The organism is Clostridium sp. UBA871 (assembly GCF_002295255.1).
In the GTDB taxonomy this organism is placed as follows: domain Bacteria; phylum Bacillota; class Clostridia; order Clostridiales; family Clostridiaceae; genus Clostridium_J; species Clostridium_J sulfidigenes.
On sequence record NZ_DBFV01000003.1, the window covers coordinates 468,578 to 490,452 of the forward strand.

Genomic DNA, 21,875 nt, shown 5'->3' on the forward strand with positions numbered 1-21,875 from the left:
ATAAATATTGAGTAGAGTTCATATATGTGTTTTAGGTGAAGTAGATATCAAAGTAGATGGTGTAAGTGTAACCGATAAGCTTAGTAATAAGGCTATAGGATTGCTTTGTTTTTTATGTACTAATAAAGGTAAAAAATTTACTAGAGATAGGCTTTGTACGTTTTTTTGGAATAATGCAACTATTGAAAATGCTAGATATAATCTAAGATATAGCCTTTGGGTATTACGTAAAATATTTAATCGCGAGGATTGTGATTTATTTATTAGTTCAAAAGATAGTTGCATGATAAATCCAGAATTTGATTATTATATAGATGTTCTACAAATAAATTTTGTAATGGAAAATTTAGAAAATGAAGAAAATCCTATATTATCTTTAGAAAAATGTAAAGATATTTATAATGGTGAATTTCTTCAAGGATTTTATTTGAAGAATTGTCCTGATTTTAATGATTGGATTTTCTTTGAGAGAGAAAAATATCAGGAGTGTTATAGCACATTGTTATTTAAATTAGCTAAGCTATATTCAGAAAATAGTATGTATAGTGAATCTATTATAGTATTAAATGAAGTACTAAAAATTAATCCCTATAGAGAAGATATTTATTTGGAGTTAATGAATTTATATATGCAAATTAATGATATACAAGCTGCTTTAAAGGAATATAAGAAATGTGAGTATATTTTAAGAGAAGAGTTAAATATACGTCCTAGTGAAGAAGTTATAAGCTATTACAAAAGTATTATTTGTAATAGTGAAAATACAAAAATAAATTTTTATAGGGTAGATAAAGTTAATGTGAATAATGTTAAAAAGACTAGTATAATTGTACAGTGTTATCCTATAAATGAGATTAAATATTTTGGTATAGCATGTATAGTGGAAAAAATTATGCAGAGGTATTCAATTGAGCAGTTAATGGATTTAGATGAGTTTATTCTAAAGGACCTGTTAAGAATACAGCCAAAAGTTTTGTTAATAAATAAAAATCTAAGAATTGAAGATAACTTAAACCATTATAACGAAGAGAATAGAATTTATTTTTCTTTCGAAAGTTTACTTTTATATATTGAGAAAGTTTATCCTTTAGAAATTCATATTAAAAATGTCAGTAATATTGATGATATATCGCACAATATACTTAAATTATTTAGTTTAAAAAACCCGGAATGTAAAATAAAAATCTTAGTAGATGGTAACAAAATTATATTATAGATAGAGTCAAAATAAGACTTTAACAAGAAGAATAAAATGAGTATTATCAGATATATTTAAATCTATAGGAAAAAATTTCATGAATAAAAGGTGTTGACTATTAAATTAAAATAGGATACTATGATAACAGTTAAATATGAATTTACAAATGCAACGAAAAGGGAAAGTAATTAGTATAAGTTATTACAGAGAGGGTTAATTTGCTGAGATAACCTATAATAAGTATTAGTGAAGTGCCCCTTGGAGCAGAAAAGCCGAAGCAAGTAGGTTTTTATGGGAACTCCCATTACAGAGTTAGGGTATGTAGTACCTAAAATGAGATGGATATTTTTATATCTAATAAGAGTGGAACCGCGGAAGTATACCTTCTGCCTCTGTATATTACAGGGGCAGAAGGTTTTTTGTTCTATAAGTTTACGTGGAAAATTAGTAGCTTATAGAATTTTGCTGGCCAGCAAAGAACAAATGAAATAAGGAAGCTCTACTAAAATGCTTATAAGTAAATTCAAAATTACTAAACAAAATTAAAAATAAAAGGAGATTTTAAAATGAATATAAATTTAATATTAGCAGTAATACTATCATTACTAGCAGTGTTTACCATATATGCAGTTGAAGAAAAGACTAATAAATTTACTTATACTACATTAACAGCACTTGCTTTAGGAGTTATTTTAGGAGCGATATTTAAAGAAAACATTTTATTTTTAGATATAGTTGGAAAAGGATATATGTCCTTAATTAAAATGATAGTTGTACCTTTAGTTATGGTTTCACTAATTACAAGTATAGTTAGACTAAAGAATTTAGATACATTAAAGTCTATAGGAATTAAAACACTAGGAATTTTATTAGGAACTACAGGAATAGCAGCAGCTATAGGAATTGTCGTAGCTAAGGTATTTAACTTAGGACAAGGATTAACTTTTCCGGGAGCAGAAGACTTTGTAGCTAGGGAAATACCTACATTTACTCAAGTGCTAGTGGACATGCTACCATCAAATCCAATAGCAGCTATAGTAGATAATAGAATAATTCCCATAGTTATATTCTCACTATTTGTAGCTATAGCTTTAGTTACAGAAGATAATATAAATCCAACTAAAGCTAAACCTTTTAAAGATTTTGTGTTATCAGCTCATACTATAGTATCAAGAATAACTCAAATAGTATTAAAATTTATACCTTATGGAGTTTTTGCTTTAATTGCAAAGGCTGTAGCAAGCAATGGATTAGAAACTATTAAATCCTTAATATGGGTTATTGCGGCAGTTTATATAGCAGCTATACTTCAGTTTATAGTGGTTTATACTCCACTTATTGCTTTTGTAGCGAAGAAAAATCCTTTAAAATTCTTCAAGGGAATCTTTCCAGCTCAAACAATGGCTTTTACAAGTCAAAGTAGCTATGGAACACTACCAGTAACTATAAAATCTTTAGTTGAAGGAGCTGGAGTTTCTGAAAATATAGCTAGCTTTGTAGCACCTCTTGGATCGACTATAGGAATGAATGCTTGTGGAGGATTGTATCCAGCTATAGTAGCTATATTTGTTGCTAATGTATTTAATGTGGATATGACAATTTACTCATATGCTTTAATAGTATTAACTACTATAGTATCTTCAATAGGTATTGCAGGAGTTCCAGGTTCAGCAACTATGTCTACAACAGTAGTATTAGCAACATTAGGATTACCTATAGAAGGTATGGCAATGATAATTGCCGTTGATTCTATAATTGATATGATGAGAACAGCAACTAATGTTACAGGCTCTGCAGTGGCAGCTTTAGTAGTAGATGAAACAGAAAAGAGAAAAGTTGCCAAAAAGAACAAATAGTAAACGAATATATCATTATAATATTTAAACACATTTTAACAGTGAGTTAAACTAAATTCTGAAAACAAATAATAATAAATTCAAAATAACTTCATCCTAAAGATAATTAGCTTTAGGATGAAGTTTTTTATATGCAACTTAGCATAGGATTTATGCAGCTTAGAAGGATATGATTGTCTTAATAAATTTTAAAGAATATACTTAAATTATAGATTATAGATAATTTGAATTTTTTAACTGGTTAAAGAATTTGAATAGAAAGGAAGGCGTTAAATGAAGATTATAATAAATGAAGTTGAAGATATTGAAGATGTAGAAATAGTAATTAACTGTAAAACAATAGATGAAAATGTGACAAGAATTATATCTAAACTTAAAGCCTTAGAAGAAAAAATAACAGGGAATAAGGATGGAAAGATATTTATTCTAGATACAAATGAGATATTTTACTTTGAGTCAGTTGATAAGAAAACCTTTATTTATATGGATAAGGAGGTTTTACAGACACATTTAAGACTCTATGAATTAGAAGAAAGACTTAAAAATACAGATTTTTTTAGAGGTTCTAAATCTACTATTATAAATCTGCGAAAGGTAAGAAATATAGTCCCTATGTTTGGAGGACGAATAGAGATACTTCTAGATAATGATGAAAAATTAGTAGTTTCAAGACAGTATGTACCTATCTTAAAAAATAAGTTAGATTTATAGGAGGAGTATTGTATGAAAGAATTTTTTAAGAACACATTAGAAATAAAGATAATAACATGTATGTTCTTTACATCTCAGGTTGTTATTTATACTCTTATTGCTCCTTTTTTAGGAGAAAAAAGTATTCAGCTAAGTTTAATATGGCAGATGATATTTATATCTATAATTTTAACTCTTCTCCAATATGTTATATATGCATCTAATATATTTATGAAGGTAAAGACTTGGATTAAGATAATTGTTCATTATTTGCTGCTTGTTTTTATAGGTTATATATTAGCTATGATCTTTAATTGGTTTGACTTAAGTAGTGGTAATAATTTTACTATTGCATTAAGTATATTTACTGTATGTTTTATTTCCTTTACTGGGTCTATTGCATTATACAATAAGGTTTCAGGAGAAAGATTTAATGAAAAATTGAAACTGTATAAAAGTTCAAAATTTGATGATAAATAGGGGGATAGTAATGAATATAATTGAAACTAACAAATTAACAAAGAGTTATGGAAAAAATCGAGGAATAGTAGATGTGAACTTGCAGGTTAAAGAAGGAGAAATTTTTGGATTTGTAGGTCCAAATGGAGCAGGAAAATCTACTACTATTAGAACTCTTTTAAATTTTAATTTTCCGACTTCTGGGTATGGAACAATTCTTGGAAAGGATATAGTTAAAGAAAGTAGTGAAATAAAAAAGTATATTGGATATGTACCTAGTGAAGTAAAGTTTTATGATGAATCAAAGGTTAAAGATATTATAAGATATGCTGAGAGTTTTTACGAAAATACTAATAAAGAAGATACTGATGAACTATGTAAAGAACTAGAGGTAGAGTTAGAGAAAAAAATGAGTGAATTGAGTCTTGGAAACAAGAAAAAGGTAGCTATAGTACAAGCACTTATTCATAATCCTAAGCTCTTAATTCTTGATGAACCTACTAATGGACTAGATCCACTTATACAAAAAAAACTTTTCAATATACTAGAAAAACAAAGAGCTAAGGGAACTACAATATTCTTATCTTCTCATAATTTAGTTGAAGTTGAAAATCTATGTGATAGAGTTGCAGTAATAAAAGATGGAAAGATTATTGATGTAATTGAAATAGATAAGCTTGCCAGAAAAACGGGAGTAAAAATTACCTTAAAAGCTGAGGGGATAGATAATAAGAAGGTTGAAGAGTGTAAGGGAGAGGTTATAGAAAATAATAAAGGTGAAATAACTTTTAGTTTTATAGGAGATATTGATGAATTAATTAAAGAAATTGCTAAGTTTAATGTTGAGAAGTTACTTATAGGTGAGCATACTTTAGAGGATACATTTATGGATTATTATAAGAGGGAAGGGGAGAAGTAGGATGAATATATTCAAGTTTGAATTTAGAAGACTATTAAAATCTGCTATTATTTGGTCTGTAGTATGTGTAGGACTAGTAATAATGTTTATGGCATTATTTCCTAGCATGAAGGATAGTGGAATGCAAGAAATTGTTGCTACAAAACTAGATGCTTTGCCACCTGCACTATTAGAGGCTTTTAATCTTGAAGATGCTGTAGATTTTGGAAACATTTCAGATTATTTAGCCTATGCAATTCAATATATATCTATGGCAGCTGGAATATATGGAATAATTCTTGGAATAACTGCTTTAGTAAAAGAAGAAAGTGAAGGTACCATTGAGTTTTTATATTCAAAGCCAATTACGAGAAATAAAATAGTAACTTCAAAATTAATTTCCTCAGCAATTATATTTTACTTATTTATTGTTATAGTTGGAGTTGTAACTATGGGAATTTCTATGGCTGTAAAGCCAGAAGAGGTTGAGACTATGACACTATTAATGGATATAAAAACTTTATTTATAGGAATGGCTTTTCTCGGATATATATTTATGGCCATAGGATTTTTATTATCGGTTATAATAAAATCTAGCAAACAAGGGACATCTATTGCACTAGGAGTATTCTTTACAACTTATATATTTGGAATTATAGGGAAGATGAAAGATGAACTAGAAGGATTTTTATATTTATCACCCTTTGATTATGTAGTTCCAGCTAAGCTGCTAAAGAATGGGTTTGAAGTGAAATATGTACTTTTAGGATTAGGAATAATTGCCATATCTATTGTAACTACTTATGCTATTTATAATAAAAAGGATTTAGCCTAAACAGAGTTCTTAGCTTCTTCGAAGCTTTAGAAATCGTTATCCAGGGACGTAGCAGATCTTCGCACCCACTTTGAAGAAAGATGGGAGTATTAGAGCTGGTAGTCATCGGATAAACTTATATAAATAAATACCTAGCACTTTAATTAAAGAGCTAGGTATTTATTTTCATTTAATATTTAGTTCTTCTTTGTTTCATGATAACTAATCCTACTCCTAAGAAAGCTACTGAAAAAGCTAACATTATTAACATTTCAAATAGGAGTGGAGTGAGAGTATCCATATTAAATGTTGATAGGGCATTAAGTTTATCATTTACATTTATAAACCAATATACTGGATTAAATATAGCAGTACTTTTTACTGTTTCGCTGAGAAGTTGCTGAGGAACAAAGGCACCTCCTAAGAAGCAACAACCTAAAGACACAAGGTTAGAAATTGGCCCTATGGAATTTTTAGTGGATATATTGCTAATTAAGAAGCTAAGGCATAAGCAAGTTATTGTAAATATTAGAGAGTTTATACCATGTAACACTCCACTAAAAGAAAACATGTCTTTAGGATACATTACTATTGCTAGTGCCATGAATATAGTCCAAGTAGATAATGCTAAAACCATATCTCCTAAAAATATCTGCATGTTGAAGTTATAGGAATTAATAGGTGAGCATAAATTTCTCCTTTTTAAATCTGGAGAATTGAAAATATTTGATACTATAGATATTCCAAGTATTAACATACATAGCATAGGATAAGCTAAATAGTTAAAGTAATAGGTAACGCTACTTTTAGTATCTTCTTTATTATCCTTTGCTAAAGTAACTTCTGTATCTATAGATAAATCTTTATTTACTAGATCACTTATTTTTTCAAAGTCTAAGTTCTTAGTATTATCAATGTAAACTTTGGTTGTGTTAAGATAATTATTTATCATTGATTTTATAAAAATACTACTGGAAGAGTTAGGTATACTTTGAGTTTCTAAAGTATAGGAATTATCTTTAAGAAAACTATCTTCAAATCCTTTAGGGATGGTGATTACAATTTCTGCTTCTCTAAAAAATAATGCATCTCTTATTCCTTCATCGGTAGTTTTAATTTTTACCAATTTAGAATTTTCTTCAATGTATGCTTCTAAATTATTTGAAAGAGGAGAATTATCATTATTTAAAACTGCTACTTTACATTTTTCAGTTTCAAAAGAGGTTGAATCTGTAGAATTCCCAACATTACTAAAAATAATTGTCATAAATATAAATATAGCCATATAAAGCAATAAAGAGGAAAGGGCACTTTTTTTTACTATTCTAAAATACTGTTTAAATACTTGCATACTTTTGCCTCCTTAAAACTAGATAAGTAACTATTGAGAATATAACTCCATACAAGGATAGAAGACCAAGATTAAGAAAATATCTATCATAGGTACTATAATAGTATAATGAATAAAATCCGTCAGTAATTAAGTTAACAGGATTTATATAGGATAAGATAGGAAATTTATCTTGAATGAAGTATTTAATCTGAACTGCCATCATTCCAGACAAAAAAGAGCATACCATTGTAAATGCCAGTAAAATGCCTTCCTTTACGCTAGCTTTTTTATTAATTAAAGAACTTACCATGGCACCCAAAGTTATTCCATTAAAACAGCCTACAAAGCAAAGTAAAATTACATAACCTATGGAGTTACCAAAGTCTATTTTTAAAACTTGAGAAATATATAGTATAACTATTAGCACTGTTGAAAAATAAAATAATAAAGTAGCACTAATTGCAGCTAAAAAGGTTTTTATTTTATTCACAGGAGCTATATTAATTCTTGCTGCTCTTTGAGATTGATTTCCTTGGATGTTTATAACATCAGTACAACCAGGGGTTGAACCTAGAATGCAAGTCATAGCTAAAAGGGTATAAAAATAAATTACAACAACGTTTGTAGAACTATTCAATTCTTTATCTTTAGTGTAGTTATTATAAAGAGCAATATTATTCATAAAATCTTCATTCATAATACTTGGGTTTATGGATACTAAATTTGATATGGTGGAATACTTTTGACTATAACTATCTACAAAAGTTTTTATTATGGACTCGTTAATACCAGACTTTGCAACAGTTATTTCAATATTATTTACAAAAGTTATATACCCTGAAATTTTACCTTTAGAAAGCAATTCTTTCGCACTATTCTCATCAGTACTTTCTATATTAAATAAATCACTTTCCTTCATAGCTGTAGAAAAGCTTTCAGGTATATTGCTATTACTTACAAGAGCAATATTAACATTCTCAAACTCTTCACCGGTGAGTATATTTGAAAAGGCTAAATTGAAAATTGTAGCTAATGCAATTGGAAATAATAAGGTCCAAAAGACACTTAATTTATCTCTAAAACGACATTTAAGTTGATACTTAAAAATATGCCAAAACATTCTATATTCCTCCTTTAATCTCTAAGCTCTTTACCTGTAATTTCCAAGAATACATCATTTAAGGTAGGTTGCTCTGAGTAAATTTTCCCATAACTTATTTTATTATCTCCAATATAACTAACAATGTCACCAAGAGAACTATGTCCACTTTTTGTTCTAATATTTAGTAAATTATTTTTATAGTCTACTGATATAACATTAGGGAGAATATTTATATTTTTTATATGATTTTCATTTAAATTAAAGGCCTCAATAGTTATTTTCTCACCTAAATCAATAATTGACTTTAGTTCTTCCTTTGTGCCCTTAGCAATGACTTTTCCCTTGTCCATAATAGCGATTGAAGTACAAAGCTGTTCAATTTCTTCCATGTAGTGCGAGGTATATATAATTGTGGCTCCTTCAGCATTTAATTTTTTTATTCCCTCTAAAATGTGATTTCTACTTTGAGGGTCAACAGCTACCGTTGGCTCGTCTAAAATGATTAGTTTTGGATTATGAGCTATACCACAAGCAATGTTTAATCGTCTAAGAAGTCCTCCACTTAACTTTTTAGGAATAAATTTTTTGTAATCTGAAAGACCAACAAAATCAATAGCCCTCTCCACAAGTACTTTTCGTTCCTTCTTATTGGTTACATATAATCCACAGAAATAATCAATGTTTTCATACACTGTTAATTCATCAAAGACGGCTACATTCTGCATGACGATTCCAATATCTTTTTTTACTTTATAAGTTGTTGGAGTCATTTCCTCTCCTAGGATTTCAATAGTCCCTTTATCATATTTAAGTAGAGATAGCATACAGTTTATAGTAGTAGTTTTACCAGAACCATTTGGACCTAAAAGACCAAATATTTCACCTTTTTTAATGTCCAAATTTAAGTGATCTAAAGCAATTAGTTCACCATATCTTTTTACCAGGTTTTCTATTTTTACAATCATAGTTAATACTCCTTACTTTATTTAGTTTATACTTATAGTTTATTAGAGAATCTCTTTGTAGGTAAGTGCTATTTGTCATTAATATTACATTACATTTGTCACATTAAGAAATTTGTATATGGTATTATAGATATATAAAGTGAGGGAGTATAGATGAATAATATATTAAATAAAATTATTTTGATTATAGGTTCGGCATTATTACTTATAGAAAATTATAGTATAGAAAAATTAATCTTACCCATTTTAGTTACAGTGGCAATAACTTGTTTTCTAGAATATTTTAGCCAGGATAAATTAAATGTAATAGTATTAATAATATATAGTATCCTTTGCATTTTATATCCTGAATTTCTTATGGGCATTCCTATAATATTTTATGATACTATTTTTTCAAAGTATAAATATATATGCATCTTAACTTTAATTCCGTACCTTATGAATATACATAAATACTCACATATTATTAGTATAATGATTCTTGGACTTCTTATTACGTCAGCAACCTTAAAGTTTAATACTGTGAAATATGAAAAATTGCATGATAAATTTATAAAACAAAGAGATGATTTAACTGAGATATCTATAGTATTAGAAGAGAAAGTAAAGGAATTACAATATAAACAAGATTTTGAAGTCAATTTTGCAACATTAAAGGAGAGAAATCGTATTTCAAGAGAAATTCACGATAATGTAGGACACCTTTTAACTAGCTCTATATTGCAAATTGGTGCTATTATGGTAGTTACTAAAGAGGAACAAACAAAAAGGCTTCTAGAGGACATTAAATCTACCTTGGACCAAGGTATGGATTCTATTAGAAGTAGTGTTCATAATTTACATGAAGATTCTATTGACTTATATGTACAACTTTCAAAGCTTATAAATGAATTTAAGTTTTGTAAGGCTACTTTAAATTATGAGTTTTCTTCTAATCCAGATGTTAAGATTAAATATGCTATTATTGCTATTGTAAAAGAGGCACTATCTAATATAATAAAACATTCAAATGCAACCACAGTAACTGTAAGTTTATATGAACATCCAAAATTATATCAAGTAATTATTTTAGATGATGGAAGTAAAAAGAAGGTAAGTATGGATGGTGGAATGGGATTACAAAGCATTGAAAAGAGAGTAAATAGCCTAAATGGTATTGTGAATTTTGATAATTCAAAAGGGTTTAAAATATTTATTTCTATTATGAAGGAGGGGAAACTATGAGAATAATTATTATAGATGATGATAAGCTTATAGCAGCATCATTAAAGACAATCATAGAGACATCAAGTGATATAAAAGTTATATCTCTTGGATATAGTGGTGAAGAAGCTATAGAGCTGTATAATAAGTATACTCCAGATATATTACTTATGGATATTCGTATGGGGGGAATGTCAGGGCTAGAGGCTGCACAGAAGATTTTAAAATCTCATAATGAGGGGAGAATATTATTTTTAACCACTTTTGAGGATGATGAATATATTATAACTGCATTAAAAGTTGGTGCTAAGGGATATATTTTAAAACAACATTTTGAAAGCATAGTACCTGCCTTAAAGGCAGTAGAACTTGGACAAAGTGTTTTTGGACAAGAAATTATATCTAAAATTCCTACCATGTTAAATAGTACTGAAAATAAAAAAGATATATCAAAGTATGATTTAATTGATAGAGACATTGAAATAATCACTTTAGTTTCTAAAGGACTTTCAAATAAAGAAATATCAGCAAAATTATTTTTGAGTGAAGGTACAATAAGAAACTATATAAGTAGTATTTTAGAAAAATTAAATCTTAGAGATAGAACACAACTTGCAATATTTTATTTTAACAATATAAAGTGAAAAATTCTATATTTAAAAATAAATATAACTTTAATTTATTAGAAATTAAAAAATTTAATTATCCTTATATATTGTAGAAAGAAAGGATATAATAGGAAAAGCAATAAAAGAATAATAACTGTGTATATGCTTATACTATAATTATAAAAATATGCATAGGAGGTTTATTATGAAAAAAATAGCGCTTTTAATTGCAACAATAGCATTAACCACAGGACTTGTAGGATGTACTAATAATGGCACTGCAAGAAATAATAAAAATACTGGTGGTGAAATTGCTCAGAATCAAACTAAAAATGGAATAGCTAATAATGCAACTAATAATAACGGAATTAAAGAGAGTGGAGTTTTAGGTATAAATGATACGAATAGTAATAATAATACACTCTTTGGTATGGACTTAACTAACAATAATTATTCTAACGGTATATATCGTGGTTCATATATAGATGAGGATGAATTAACAGTTGAATTTACTTTAGCTAATAATCAAATTAAGGATATTAAATTTATAGCATTATCTAATAATGATGATAATTATTTAAAAGATAGTAATTTCAAGAATGTGAAAAATCATTACGAAGCTTTGATAAACTATTTAAAGGATAAAGATATAAGACAAAGTCTTAATGATTTATATAACCCTTCTTCTATAGTTAAGGATATGGATCAAAAAGTTGAAGTAGGTAAGGTAACATCAGCTATACATGATGCTTTAAATAGAGGTGTATATTCTACTACTAATGGTACTAATAAATAATATATATTAGATTGGTAATAAAAAGGGACTGTCTCAAAATGAATTACTAAACTTTACATTAAGGTTTAGCTTATTTTGAGATAGTTTTTTAGTTTAATGATATTAAAATGCTATTTATATAAGAATAGAGTAGCATTGAAATTCTATATACATATAATATACTAATAGAATAAAATCAAGGATAAAAAATTATTCGAAAATTACAGATGACATTAAATATATAATCGAAGGAAGTACTGTAATTAAAACAAAATATATTAGTGTATGAGGTGTAATATATGGATACAATTGAAAATGAATTAAAATATGTGACAAATGAAAATTCTGATTCCATAGAACTAGAGACAAATCTAATTCAAGAACAGAGTAAAGATCCAGGGCCACAAGGCACACCTCCTAAATATGGGACAGATAAAATGTTAAATCCTTGCGAATGCCCACAAGATTTTGGACAAGTAAAAATAATAGATGCTGAAACTAAATGCAGAATAGTTAAATTTTCTATTAAAGTTAAGAATCTTTGTAGAGGAAAAGAATATTTAGTTGCTGTAGTATTATATAAGTGGGTTTGGGTTTGGCCTCATAAATGGGTTAGAGTACCTATCGCAGAAGATTGCAAAATTGCAAAATTTACTGGATGCGACAATTGTGGAGAAGATATAGTTTATTTTAAATTAGCTATTAAAGAACCTTTATGCTCTGGACAATATATAGGCTTTGATGTTACTGGAAACTATGTGAATTCTTGCGAATTATAGTTTTGAAATATTATTAGGTAACTTTAATAAAATAATAGGAGCTAAGATTGTCATCCTAGTACCTAACTTATAATTATTATGTAAAAACTCCTTAGAATATAACTTTCTAAGGAGTAATTTTTTTTATTAAGCTATTACGGTTTTAGTAGTCTTTTCTTTTTGATCCTTTTTCCAAGTACTATTTAATAAATAGAAAGATGTTACTGCAGAAATTAAATCTGAAGCAGGATATGCTATCCATGCACCTATGGTACCAAAAATATTTACAAAAACTATAGCTAAAGGAATGAATACTATTAACTGTCTAAATAAAGATAATCTAAATCCTTTTTTAGCTTCATCAATTGCTTGATAGTAGTATATACCTATATAATATAAACCAACTAAAGGAAGCAGGAATATACATATTCTAAGGGCCTTAACAGCCTCAGGTAATAACTTTGCATCAGTTAAAAACAAACCTATCATTTTTGGAGCAAAATACATAATAAATACTCCAAATATTAAAGAGATTATTGTTACAGTTTTTATAGATGCTTTAACTGTATTTTTAACTCTATCAAAGTTTCTTGCACCAAAGTTAAAGGCTACAATTGGCTGCATAGCAGAACTTATACCAATTATTGCAATAAACATAAACATAGATATTTTAGTAATAACACCTACTATTATTATAGCTTCGTTACCACCTCTAGAAATTAATAAGTTATTTAAAACTACAGAAACTATTGCATCTGATATTTCAATAACAAAGGTTGAAAATCCCACAGCAATTAATCCTTTAATTAATGTAATATCTATATTTGGTAGAATATTATTTATTGAAAGTTTAATTTTAAAGTGTTTAGTTACATCTTTAAACTTGTATAGAACAAAAATTAAGCCTACAAATTGAGAAACTACAGTAGCAATAGCTGCACCAGCTATACCTATATTTAAATGAGCTACTAATATGTAGTCAACTACAATATTTAGAAGTGCACCGATACTGTTAGCATAAAGTCCTATTTTAGAGTTTCCTAAGGCTGTCATTACTTGAGAGCATACTATAGTTAATCCTTGAAATATTGCTCCTATAAAAATTATAGATATATAATCATTAGTTAGCCCAAAAGTAACGTCACTTGCACCAAGTTTATATAATAATCCACCTCTAAATAAGAATAAAAGTAGAGGGATTATTGTTAAAGATCCTATTGTAATAGATATTGAATTAATTATTGTGGATTTAATCTTTTCAGGTTGTTTTTCACCGGAATATCTTGAAACGTAGGTTGAAGCTCCTACACCAATTAAGAAAGCGATTGCTATAAGAAAACGTTGAATTGGAAATGCAACTGTTAAGGCACCGATAGCATTAGGACCAATATATCTACCAACAAAAACTGTGTCTACCATGTTATAGAGTTCTGCTACTAGTAAAGAAAAAATTGCAGGTATGGCAAATTTTAATAATACTCTGTATGTTCTTCCATCCGAAAATATTTTAGGGTTAATTCCCATTAGTCTCACCTCATTTATTTGAAAATTCTGCATATTCTTCTTGAGTTTATTTTATAAAAAGTTCTCTTTATTTTTATAGAAAAATATGTTTTGTCTTCATGTTTAATTTATTATTAAAATATTTTATCTTATATTAATATTATAGTTGAAAACAATTAAATAAACATTCACTTAAGTGTCCATCAAAAAGTACTATTCTGCCCAAATAGTTATTGGTTTAAAATAGGAAAAAGCACAAAAGCACCTTAATTAGGATGCTTTTGTACTTAAAATCAATATATTTTATACATAACATAATATATTTTAACTGAAAGTATATATATATTCATATAAATTGAGGTAAAATTAATTAATCTTAATAGGCTTCTGAACTTCATTGATTATAACTAATGTAGCTCCATAGGTTTTTAGGGTAACTAAAATATTTATAACTGTACTCTTCTTAAAGTATTTAAATCTAATATTAGGATAAGAAGCTTTATGAAGAATACCATTTTCATCTTTGTTAAGTCTAGTTGGTCTCCCCATATCAATCCAATAGTTATAGGATGAACCAATCTTTTCATTTATTTCATAGGTAGTTACATTAATATCTGAGTGAATATTAGTTATATTAAGAGAAAGTTTTTTCGAAGTCGCATTTTTTATACCTCTAAGCTTTGAAAAACTTGCCATAGAAATTAAATCATTGATTTTATCATGATAAGTATAAAGTAAAATCTCATATTGATTGTTAGTTTTAGTAACTACATATCCATCACCTTTAGCTACTAATGTATTACCTAATTTATTTAAAAGTGAATAGGCATAAAAGGCAGGTTTTTTTATTCCCTTATCATTTATAAGACCAGGATAACCAAAGAATAGTTCATTGGTTATATTTACTTGCTTATCAAGGACGTCAAAGGCCCTTATAAAGCTTAAATCTCCCTTATGATTTACTACATTATCAATAATAAATGGAATCATATAGGCTGTATCATATATATTATTTACTTCATTATTTATCATAAAAGGTTCTTCTTCAAAATCTAATTTATTGTAAATTAATATTTCTTCAATTGAAATCCTCAAATTTTCAGGAAAGGTAGAGGAAAATTCAAATCTAAAATTTTTGTAATTAAGAGTTTCTATTGCACTGAAATATTCCATGAAGGATAGAAGAATATTTTTAAAATCTTCATGTATATCTATAGAATTTTTAAGGGATAATATATTTTTAGAGGCAACTTCATAGCTTTCATCGTTAATGTCATTTATATGTTCTTCATAGGTGCTATTCATATCTAAAACAATTATAGGCACTATATCTAAAAATTCTATAAACTCTAGTACATCCTTTGCTCTATTCCAGTTATGAAATTTAGAGCCAGGGAAAATAGCCATATCAGTACTAAATAAATTTAGGATCCGTCCATATTCAAAATCCATTTCCCTTTGAAGTTCTTCTAGTGTATCTTTATTATCTTCAATTAAAAGGTCAAAGGCATCACCGATGGTTATAATTCTATTAAAATTCTTATCAAATTCACCTATACAATTTTCCATATTAATATTTAACTGATGAATTTTATCCTCATAATTAAACCTGTCGTAGTCCTCCAGATAATATATTACTTCATCTAGACTTTCTTCTAAAGGATGAGTTATATATTTAGTCAACTTTTCTAGGACTTCAGGAGTAGATTTATATTTTTTTCTGAATTGTAAAGGCGTAAGCTTATAGTGAAGTTTAAAGTGCTTATTAAAGTATCTAGTATGAGAAAAGCCAATTTCCTCAGAAATTTCAGATAGTGTCATATCTGTATCCAAAATTAATTTTATAGATTCTTCAACTCTAATAAGATTTAGAAAATCAGTAAAGGAATATCCTGTAGCATATTTTATTTCTCTTGATAAATAATGGGTGCTTAGATATTCGTTACTAGATATATCTTTAAGGGTTATATTATTTTGATAATTATTATAAATATATTTAGATATACTATGATATCTTTGAAGTTGATCTTTATTTTCTTTAAGTTCTTGTTTTTCATGAATTAAATAGTTAAAGTTATTTATTAGATGATAAAGGAGTTTTACAAGGATATCTTCGATTTCTTCATCATAATTATCTTGTTTTTGTACTGTTTCACAAAGCACTTGACAAAGAAATACTCTTAAATCTTCATACTCTTCACCTAATTGTGAAGCCTTACTAGAAGAGTTTGTATAAAAAAACATATTCTCAATATCGTTATAGTACTTTTGAAAAAAGTATGGATCTATTTGAAATATGAGTACTTTATTGTCAGGATCATCACTTTCAATGCTATGAACTTCATCTATATTTATAATTTCAATTTGATTTTCACTTATTACATATTTTTCAGTATTTATATATAGATTGATTGTGCCTTTTATAACATAAAGAATTTCGATGCAATAATGCCAATGGATTGGATAATTTTTAATGGTATTAAAAGAAATAGATACAGGCATATTTGCAGAATAATTAATATATTGTCTATGCATTATAAACTCTCCTTGCCAGTTTCTTTAGTATTAATAGTATTATAGCATTAATTAGAAAAAACATGCTAGGGGAATAAAAGTGAGAAAGGGGAAAACCTCAAGAAACTATTTTTCTTGAGGTTTTTGGATTTATTATGAACTTGCATAGCTAATTTTTACCTAAGCAATATTTTAAGGCTCTATAACATTTCTATAAAAGCTGCCATTCTAGTGTTAAGTTGTCCAATGTCAGCAGTAGAATAATCTGTTTCTATACTGATGTAAGGTATTTTTTTAGTGTTATTAACAAATCTTTTAATTTGCAATGTTTCTACGCTATAAGTATGACAAGCTTGAAGTACTACATCCACCACTGCATCAACTTTATATTCATCTATCATTCTATTAAGTAGCTCTGTACGGTTAGGATTAGGTGTCATACAAGAACATCCAATATTTAAATATTTACGAGCAATAGCATCATAGATATCAGGATTATTTTCATCTACTAATTCATCGATAGCTTTAGCACCAGTACAGTTTTCAAAAGCCACGACATGAGCTCCATTATCTTCTATTGCTTTTATAACTTTTTCTGTAGCTCCACCAATAGGACATCCAGTTATAAGAATACGAGGTTTCTTTTCATATTTTTTTTCTACTTCATATTCACCCTTAATTTTCTCAATTAGGGCATATATTTCTTTTGGTACCTCTGCTTTATCAAATTTAAATGTAGTACCATAAAGAACTTTAAACATATCTTGTCCTAATATCGCTGGGGGATCAAGTTTTCCAAGACCGTAGAAGGCTTTAAGAGCTTTTCTTTCTTCATTTTTTAATTTAATAGCTTTTTTAATATTTTCATCACTTATATTAGTTTCAAATTGTTTTTCTAAAACTTCTTTAAATTTTATTACTTCTTTCTTCCAAAGCTTTAAACCTTCTTCACTTTGAGAGTTTGGTAGTTCCATAACATGAACAGGCTTAAACTCACTTAAATATTCATACATTTTTTTCTTTCCATCACAAGTAGTTTCACCTACAACTAAATCAGAAAAGTAAAAGAATGGACATTTATCTGTTTTTGCAAATCCATAACTTGATTTGATAAGTGGACATAGATTACGCGGTAATTCTTTTTCAGCTTCTGCAATTGTCTCATCAGACATAGAACAAAGAGATACAACACTTGCACCCATGGCAAGAGGTAATTCCTGTGGCATATAAGTACAAAATACTCCTACTAAAGGTATATTTTCATCTTTAAGTTTTTTTGCTGCAATAAAGGAGTTTCTCCTAGCCTCTGCAAAGTCTTCAAATATTTCAGGTAGTTCTTTTCTTATTTTCATTTTAATTCTCCTATCATTTTACGTGGTTATTTAAAAATAATCTATCTAATAAGATTATACATAGAAATTATGTAATATTATGAATTATAGTGTTATTTTATACATTTATATCTATCTATAGAATGTTATAATACTACATTGATAAAAATAGTGATAAAATTATATTGTATATAGTAGTTTAAGTAGTAAAAATTATTATTAATTTATTAGGATTTTATAGGAGGTAGGGAAAATGAAATACAGTTTTGATGAAAAAGTGGACAGGATAGGTAGTAACTGTTTAAAGTGGGACTTAATAAATAGAACATATAATGATAGTGAAATTATACCTCTATGGGTAGCAGATATGGATTTTAAAGTGCCAGAAGAAATAGGAGATGCTATAAGAAAAAGGTTAGAACATCCTATTTTTGGATATTCCCTTACACCACCATCATACTATAAAGCTGCTATAAATTGGTTTGATAAAAGATTTCAATGGAAAGTTGAAAAGGGATGGATGAAGTTTGCTCCGGGAGTTGTACCAGGTCTAAAAACTATAGTTGCTGCTTACACAAAACCAGGAGATGAAATTATAATTCAAACGCCGGTATATCATCCTTTTTATAGTATTATAAAAAATAATGGGTGTCAGGTTGTAGAAAATCCCTTAACTTGTAAAGATGGTAGATATGAAATGGACTTTGATAACTTAGAAAAGATAATTACTAAAAAAACTAAGATGATAATTCTTTGTAGTCCTCATAATCCAGTAGGAAGAGTATGGACTGTAGAAGAATTAAAAATGGTTGGAGAAATATGTATAAAGAATAATGTACTAGTGGTAGTAGATGAAATTCATGCAGATATAGTTTATAAACCTAATATACATACAGTATTTGCATCTATCAATGAAGAATTTGCTGATAATTCTATAATATGCACAGCACCAAATAAAACCTTTAATATTGCAGGGTTTAAAACTGCAAATATAATTATGAAAAATGAAAAATTAAGAAATCAATATATATTGCAAATGGAAAAAGACTGTATAGAAGGAGCAACTACTTTAGGTGCAGTAGCACAAGAAGCAGCGTATACTAGTGGAGAAGAATGGTATCAAGGTCTTATGGAATATTTAGCAGGAAATATAGGCTTTACTTTAGAATTCTTTGATAAAAGAATTCCTAAAATTAAGATTAGAAAACCAGAAGGAACCTATTTATTGTGGCTTGATTGCTCAGGATTAAATATGAAGCCAGAAGAATTAAGTAAATTCTTCCTTAAAAAGTGTAAAGTATGGTTAAATGATGGTAGCATGTTTGGACATGATGGAGCTATGTTCCAAAGAATGAATATAGGAACTAGTAGAGTTGTTCTTCAAGAAGCTTTAGAAAGAATAGAAAGAGAAGTAAATAAATTATAGGTTTATAATAAGAGGTTGCCTAAAAAATCAGGCAACCTCTTAAATAGTTACTTTAAATTGTAATTTTCAATAAGTTTTAGAGTTAGTTCTAAAGCATCTTCTCCATTTACCCATATATCAGGTTTGATACCTTCACCTTCCTTAAAGAACTTTTCATCATATAGCCTTAACCAGTTTCCATAGGAAAATTCAATATGGGAATTTGGAAGGTAACCCAGTTCTACATTAGAACTTTCAAGAGTACCATGAGTATTAGTACCAACTACTACAATATTTTCAAAATCCTTTAGATGCTCTACAAAGAATTCAGCAGCTGAGGAGGTTTTTTTATCTGTAAGAACAAAGATAGTATTTAAATTTTTATTAAGCTCTTTTTTAGATTTAGGTATATGTTCATAATAATAAGCATGAATTTTTTCAAGTTGTAAAGTTTTTAGGTCCTTATGAAAGGTGTTAAAATCGTAGTAGGAGGGGGCATCCTTAGATCTTCCATAAAGAAGTAGAAAAAGACCCTTCCCTTGAGATGAAACTCCAAAATATTCATTTATCCAGTTTAAAGCGGTCAATATATCACCACCATTATTACCACGTAAATCTAATATACTTACAGGAGAATCCTTTACTTTAGAAGCAGTATTAATGAAATCTATTCGTTCTAAACCTATATTGTAGGGAACTTCTCTGGAAGATATTATAGGAACATCATCTATAGTTGTGTAGTCTAAAGGTGAAATAGACTCATCTGAAAAAGTATTTGATAATTTCAGTTCAATATCTTTAGTATATTCTGATTCACCTCTATAAAAAACAACATTTAAGTTCCTTGAAGCTTGTCCAGAATATTTTGCTAAAACACCTAAATTGTATAATAGCTTACCTTCAGTATTTATTGAAAGATATAAATAATTTTCGATGTTTTCATCTTTATTTATAGATTTAATGTAGTAAAGAACACCTCCATATTCTACATAATAGCCTATTCTGTTTTTGAAAATTCCTAGAGTTGAATTTGTATAATATCTAGAGGTATTTTCTAAGTCAAAGCCATTGGTACCTATATAAAAATGTCTATCAGGAATAAAAGCAAGATTATCTTTTAAGGTTTTTGTTAGTTCAGCTACATTAATTACATCATTATCACCAATAAAACTTAAAACTGATTCCTTAGCCTGTAAAAATAATTTATCACTACCATAATAATTATATGGTGCGTAGCTAGATTTTAAAGCCTTAAAATATAGTTCTACATCATAAATAGCTTCTTTTCTGGTTATAGCAGTAGGAGATATTACGTGAGGTGTTGAAAATAGTAGAGCGTGCTCTTTAGCAGTTAGTATATCTTCATTTGGAATTTCGGATATAAACTCTCTAATATTTAATTTAGATATGGGAATATTTAAATTTTTATGATTTATCTTTTCTAAAGCTTTTTCAAAGGAAATATCTTTTTTATAATAAGGTAAATAAATTAAAATTAAACCTAAAATTATAATAAAAAGAATTTTAAAAGTTTTTTTCAAATTAAAATCCACCTCCCTATAATTCTATTAAATAAGGTTATTATACCATAAAATGTAAAAAAATAAAGACTTTATGAATAAAAATAAAACAAATTAATAATTGACTGCCTTTTAGTTACACTATGTTTTGGTTATAATGTTATTAATAAGAATTGGAAAAGTATTTCAACTAGTTTTAGTATAGATAAATGTTAACTTTACATTAATGTTAATATATAGTATAAAAAAATTGGGAGTGATAAAGTGGCAAAGATTATTATAATAGAGGATACAGAAACTATTAGGCAGGAGCTTGCAACATTTTTAAATAGATATGGATATGAGGTAATAGCCCCTACTAATTTTGAAAATATAATATCTATTATTGAAAAAGAAGAGCCCAATCTCATACTCTTAGATATAAACTTACCTGTATTTGATGGATTCTACATTTGTAGAGAAGTGAGGAAAACTTCTCAAGTACCTATAATTGTGGTTACAAGTAGAGATAGTGATATGGATGAGCTAATGAGTATGAATCTAGGAGCAGATGACTTTATAACTAAGCCTTATAATACACAAATACTTTTAGCAAGGATAAATTCAGTGCTAAAGAGGGTAAATCAAGGGAATGAAGGGAATCAAGAAATATTAGTATATAATGATTTAAAGTTAAATCTATCTAATGGGACCATAAACTGTGGAGATAATGCTTTAGAAATCACTAAAAATGAATTAAAAGTTCTTTATTACCTTATAAAGAATAAAGGAAACATTGTATCTAGGGAGGATCTAATGGATTATCTATGGAAGTCTAATTTGTTTGTAGATGATAACACTTTGTCAGTTAATGTGACAAGACTTAGAAAAAAATTAGAGGAAATTGGAATTAAAGATGTTATAGAAACAAGAAGGGGACTTGGATATATAATGCCATAAATAT

General features: G+C 27.7%; 19 protein-coding genes and 1 other annotated feature. Of the genes, 12 read left to right on the forward strand and 7 right to left on the reverse strand.

Going from position 1 to position 21,875, the window contains the following annotated elements; all coding sequences use genetic code 11:
• The first annotated feature begins 7 nt into the window (after positions 1–7).
• The 6 genes from B3086_RS03835 to B3086_RS03860 all read left to right on the forward strand — a co-directional run bounded on the left by B3086_RS03835 (position 8) and on the right by B3086_RS03860 (position 5,936).
• Complete coding sequence (locus B3086_RS03835) at positions 8–1,216, forward strand: AfsR/SARP family transcriptional regulator (protein ID WP_346849140.1); 1,209 nt, start codon at positions 8–10, stop codon at positions 1,214–1,216.
• 144 nt (positions 1,217–1,360) lie between these two features.
• Positions 1,361–1,595: a binding site (T-box leader), on the forward strand.
• Between the two features lie 169 nt (positions 1,596–1,764).
• Entirely contained in the window at positions 1,765–3,054 is a 1,290-nt protein-coding gene (locus tag B3086_RS03840) for a cation:dicarboxylate symporter family transporter (RefSeq protein ID WP_150845761.1), read from the forward strand.
• 273 nt (positions 3,055–3,327) lie between these two features.
• A complete protein-coding gene (locus B3086_RS03845; protein WP_346849139.1) occupies positions 3,328–3,765 on the forward strand; it encodes a LytTR family DNA-binding domain-containing protein in 438 nt (145 codons plus the stop codon).
• A gap of 12 nt (positions 3,766–3,777) precedes the next feature.
• Complete coding sequence (locus tag B3086_RS03850; protein WP_346849138.1) at positions 3,778–4,224, forward strand: hypothetical protein; 447 nt, start codon at positions 3,778–3,780, stop codon at positions 4,222–4,224.
• A 10-nt stretch (positions 4,225–4,234) separates the two neighbouring features.
• Complete coding sequence (locus B3086_RS03855) at positions 4,235–5,122, forward strand: ABC transporter ATP-binding protein (RefSeq protein WP_346849137.1); 888 nt, start codon at positions 4,235–4,237, stop codon at positions 5,120–5,122.
• Between the two features lies 1 nt (position 5,123).
• Complete coding sequence (locus tag B3086_RS03860) at positions 5,124–5,936, forward strand: ABC transporter permease subunit (RefSeq protein ID WP_346849136.1); 813 nt, start codon at positions 5,124–5,126, stop codon at positions 5,934–5,936.
• Between the two features lie 169 nt (positions 5,937–6,105).
• Here B3086_RS03860 and B3086_RS03865 read toward each other — a convergent pair whose 3' ends face one another.
• The 3 genes from B3086_RS03865 to B3086_RS03875 are packed head-to-tail and all read right to left on the reverse strand — an operon-like array spanning position 6,106 to position 9,315.
• The gene (locus B3086_RS03865) at positions 6,106–7,266 is read right to left on the reverse strand and encodes an ABC transporter permease (RefSeq protein ID WP_346878280.1); all 1,161 of its coding nucleotides are present in this window, start codon (positions 7,264–7,266) and stop codon (positions 6,106–6,108) included.
• Positions 7,253–8,368 (reverse strand): ABC transporter permease, encoded by a 1,116-nt coding sequence (locus tag B3086_RS03870; protein WP_346849134.1) that lies wholly within the window; start codon positions 8,366–8,368, stop codon positions 7,253–7,255. Before B3086_RS03870 ends, B3086_RS03865 begins: the two co-directional genes overlap by 14 nt.
• 14 nt (positions 8,369–8,382) lie before the next feature.
• Positions 8,383–9,315: an ABC transporter ATP-binding protein gene (locus B3086_RS03875; protein ID WP_346849133.1), complete on the reverse strand. Its 933-nt coding sequence runs from the start codon at positions 9,313–9,315 to the stop codon at positions 8,383–8,385.
• 153 nt (positions 9,316–9,468) lie between these two features.
• Between B3086_RS03875 and B3086_RS03880 the strand changes: the two genes are divergently transcribed.
• The 4 genes from B3086_RS03880 (at position 9,469) to B3086_RS03895 (ending at position 12,680) form a co-directional block, all read left to right on the forward strand.
• Positions 9,469–10,539 (forward strand): sensor histidine kinase, encoded by a 1,071-nt coding sequence (locus tag B3086_RS03880; protein WP_346849132.1) that lies wholly within the window; start codon positions 9,469–9,471, stop codon positions 10,537–10,539.
• The gene (locus tag B3086_RS03885) at positions 10,536–11,162 is read left to right on the forward strand and encodes a response regulator (RefSeq protein ID WP_035135308.1); all 627 of its coding nucleotides are present in this window, start codon (positions 10,536–10,538) and stop codon (positions 11,160–11,162) included. Before B3086_RS03880 ends, B3086_RS03885 begins: the two co-directional genes overlap by 4 nt.
• Positions 11,163–11,331: 169 nt before the next feature.
• Entirely contained in the window at positions 11,332–11,922 is a 591-nt protein-coding gene (locus B3086_RS03890; protein WP_346849131.1) for a hypothetical protein, read from the forward strand.
• A 278-nt stretch (positions 11,923–12,200) separates the two neighbouring features.
• Positions 12,201–12,680: a hypothetical protein gene (locus tag B3086_RS03895; protein WP_346892798.1), complete on the forward strand. Its 480-nt coding sequence runs from the start codon at positions 12,201–12,203 to the stop codon at positions 12,678–12,680.
• Between the two features lie 126 nt (positions 12,681–12,806).
• Here the strand turns inward: B3086_RS03895 and B3086_RS03900 are convergent, their stop codons facing one another.
• The 3 genes from B3086_RS03900 to B3086_RS03910 form a co-directional block, all read right to left on the reverse strand.
• Complete coding sequence (locus B3086_RS03900; RefSeq protein ID WP_346879594.1) at positions 12,807–14,183, reverse strand: MATE family efflux transporter; 1,377 nt, start codon at positions 14,181–14,183, stop codon at positions 12,807–12,809.
• A gap of 345 nt (positions 14,184–14,528) precedes the next feature.
• Positions 14,529–16,697, reverse strand: coding sequence for a helix-turn-helix domain-containing protein (locus tag B3086_RS03905; protein ID WP_346849128.1), 2,169 nt, complete (start codon positions 16,695–16,697; stop codon positions 14,529–14,531).
• Positions 16,698–16,876: 179 nt separating this feature from the next.
• Positions 16,877–18,028 carry a double-cubane-cluster-containing anaerobic reductase gene (locus B3086_RS03910; RefSeq protein WP_346849127.1) on the reverse strand — a complete coding sequence of 384 codons (1,152 nt, stop codon included), beginning with the start codon at positions 18,026–18,028 and terminating at the stop codon, positions 16,877–16,879.
• Positions 18,029–18,260: 232 nt separating this feature from the next.
• Here B3086_RS03910 and B3086_RS03915 point away from each other — a divergent pair, with 232 nt between their 5' ends.
• Positions 18,261–19,433 (forward strand): MalY/PatB family protein, encoded by a 1,173-nt coding sequence (locus B3086_RS03915; protein WP_346849126.1) that lies wholly within the window; start codon positions 18,261–18,263, stop codon positions 19,431–19,433.
• A 47-nt stretch (positions 19,434–19,480) separates the two neighbouring features.
• On the opposite strand, the gene B3086_RS03920 is transcribed toward B3086_RS03915, so the two are convergent.
• Positions 19,481–20,953 carry a S41 family peptidase gene (locus tag B3086_RS03920; protein WP_346879593.1) on the reverse strand — a complete coding sequence of 491 codons (1,473 nt, stop codon included), beginning with the start codon at positions 20,951–20,953 and terminating at the stop codon, positions 19,481–19,483.
• A gap of 243 nt (positions 20,954–21,196) precedes the next feature.
• Here B3086_RS03920 and B3086_RS03925 point away from each other — a divergent pair, with 243 nt between their 5' ends.
• Positions 21,197–21,871, forward strand: a complete 675-nt coding sequence (locus tag B3086_RS03925; protein WP_035135324.1) for a response regulator transcription factor — start codon at positions 21,197–21,199, stop codon at positions 21,869–21,871.
• Positions 21,872–21,875: the final 4 nt, after the last annotated feature.

Bases quoted from the DNA above. Each gene is read 5' to 3' on its own strand.
- B3086_RS03840 (WP_150845761.1), top strand. From the start codon at position 1,765: ATGAATATAAATTTAATATTAGCAGTAATACTATCATTACTAGCAGTG.
- B3086_RS03845 (WP_346849139.1), top strand. From the start codon at position 3,328: ATGAAGATTATAATAAATGAAGTTGAAGATATTGAAGATGTAGAAATA.
- B3086_RS03850 (WP_346849138.1), top strand. From the start codon at position 3,778: ATGAAAGAATTTTTTAAGAACACATTAGAAATAAAGATAATAACATGT.
- B3086_RS03855 (WP_346849137.1), top strand. From the start codon at position 4,235: ATGAATATAATTGAAACTAACAAATTAACAAAGAGTTATGGAAAAAAT.
- B3086_RS03860 (WP_346849136.1), top strand. From the start codon at position 5,124: ATGAATATATTCAAGTTTGAATTTAGAAGACTATTAAAATCTGCTATT.
- B3086_RS03865 (WP_346878280.1), bottom strand. From the start codon at position 7,266: ATGCAAGTATTTAAACAGTATTTTAGAATAGTAAAAAAAAGTGCCCTT.
- B3086_RS03870 (WP_346849134.1), bottom strand. From the start codon at position 8,368: ATGTTTTGGCATATTTTTAAGTATCAACTTAAATGTCGTTTTAGAGAT.
- B3086_RS03875 (WP_346849133.1), bottom strand. From the start codon at position 9,315: ATGATTGTAAAAATAGAAAACCTGGTAAAAAGATATGGTGAACTAATT.
- B3086_RS03880 (WP_346849132.1), top strand. From the start codon at position 9,469: ATGAATAATATATTAAATAAAATTATTTTGATTATAGGTTCGGCATTA.
- B3086_RS03885 (WP_035135308.1), top strand. From the start codon at position 10,536: ATGAGAATAATTATTATAGATGATGATAAGCTTATAGCAGCATCATTA.
- B3086_RS03890 (WP_346849131.1), top strand. From the start codon at position 11,332: ATGAAAAAAATAGCGCTTTTAATTGCAACAATAGCATTAACCACAGGA.
- B3086_RS03895 (WP_346892798.1), top strand. From the start codon at position 12,201: ATGGATACAATTGAAAATGAATTAAAATATGTGACAAATGAAAATTCT.
- B3086_RS03900 (WP_346879594.1), bottom strand. From the start codon at position 14,183: ATGGGAATTAACCCTAAAATATTTTCGGATGGAAGAACATACAGAGTA.
- B3086_RS03905 (WP_346849128.1), bottom strand. From the start codon at position 16,697: ATGCATAGACAATATATTAATTATTCTGCAAATATGCCTGTATCTATT.
- B3086_RS03910 (WP_346849127.1), bottom strand. From the start codon at position 18,028: ATGAAAATAAGAAAAGAACTACCTGAAATATTTGAAGACTTTGCAGAG.
- B3086_RS03915 (WP_346849126.1), top strand. From the start codon at position 18,261: ATGAAATACAGTTTTGATGAAAAAGTGGACAGGATAGGTAGTAACTGT.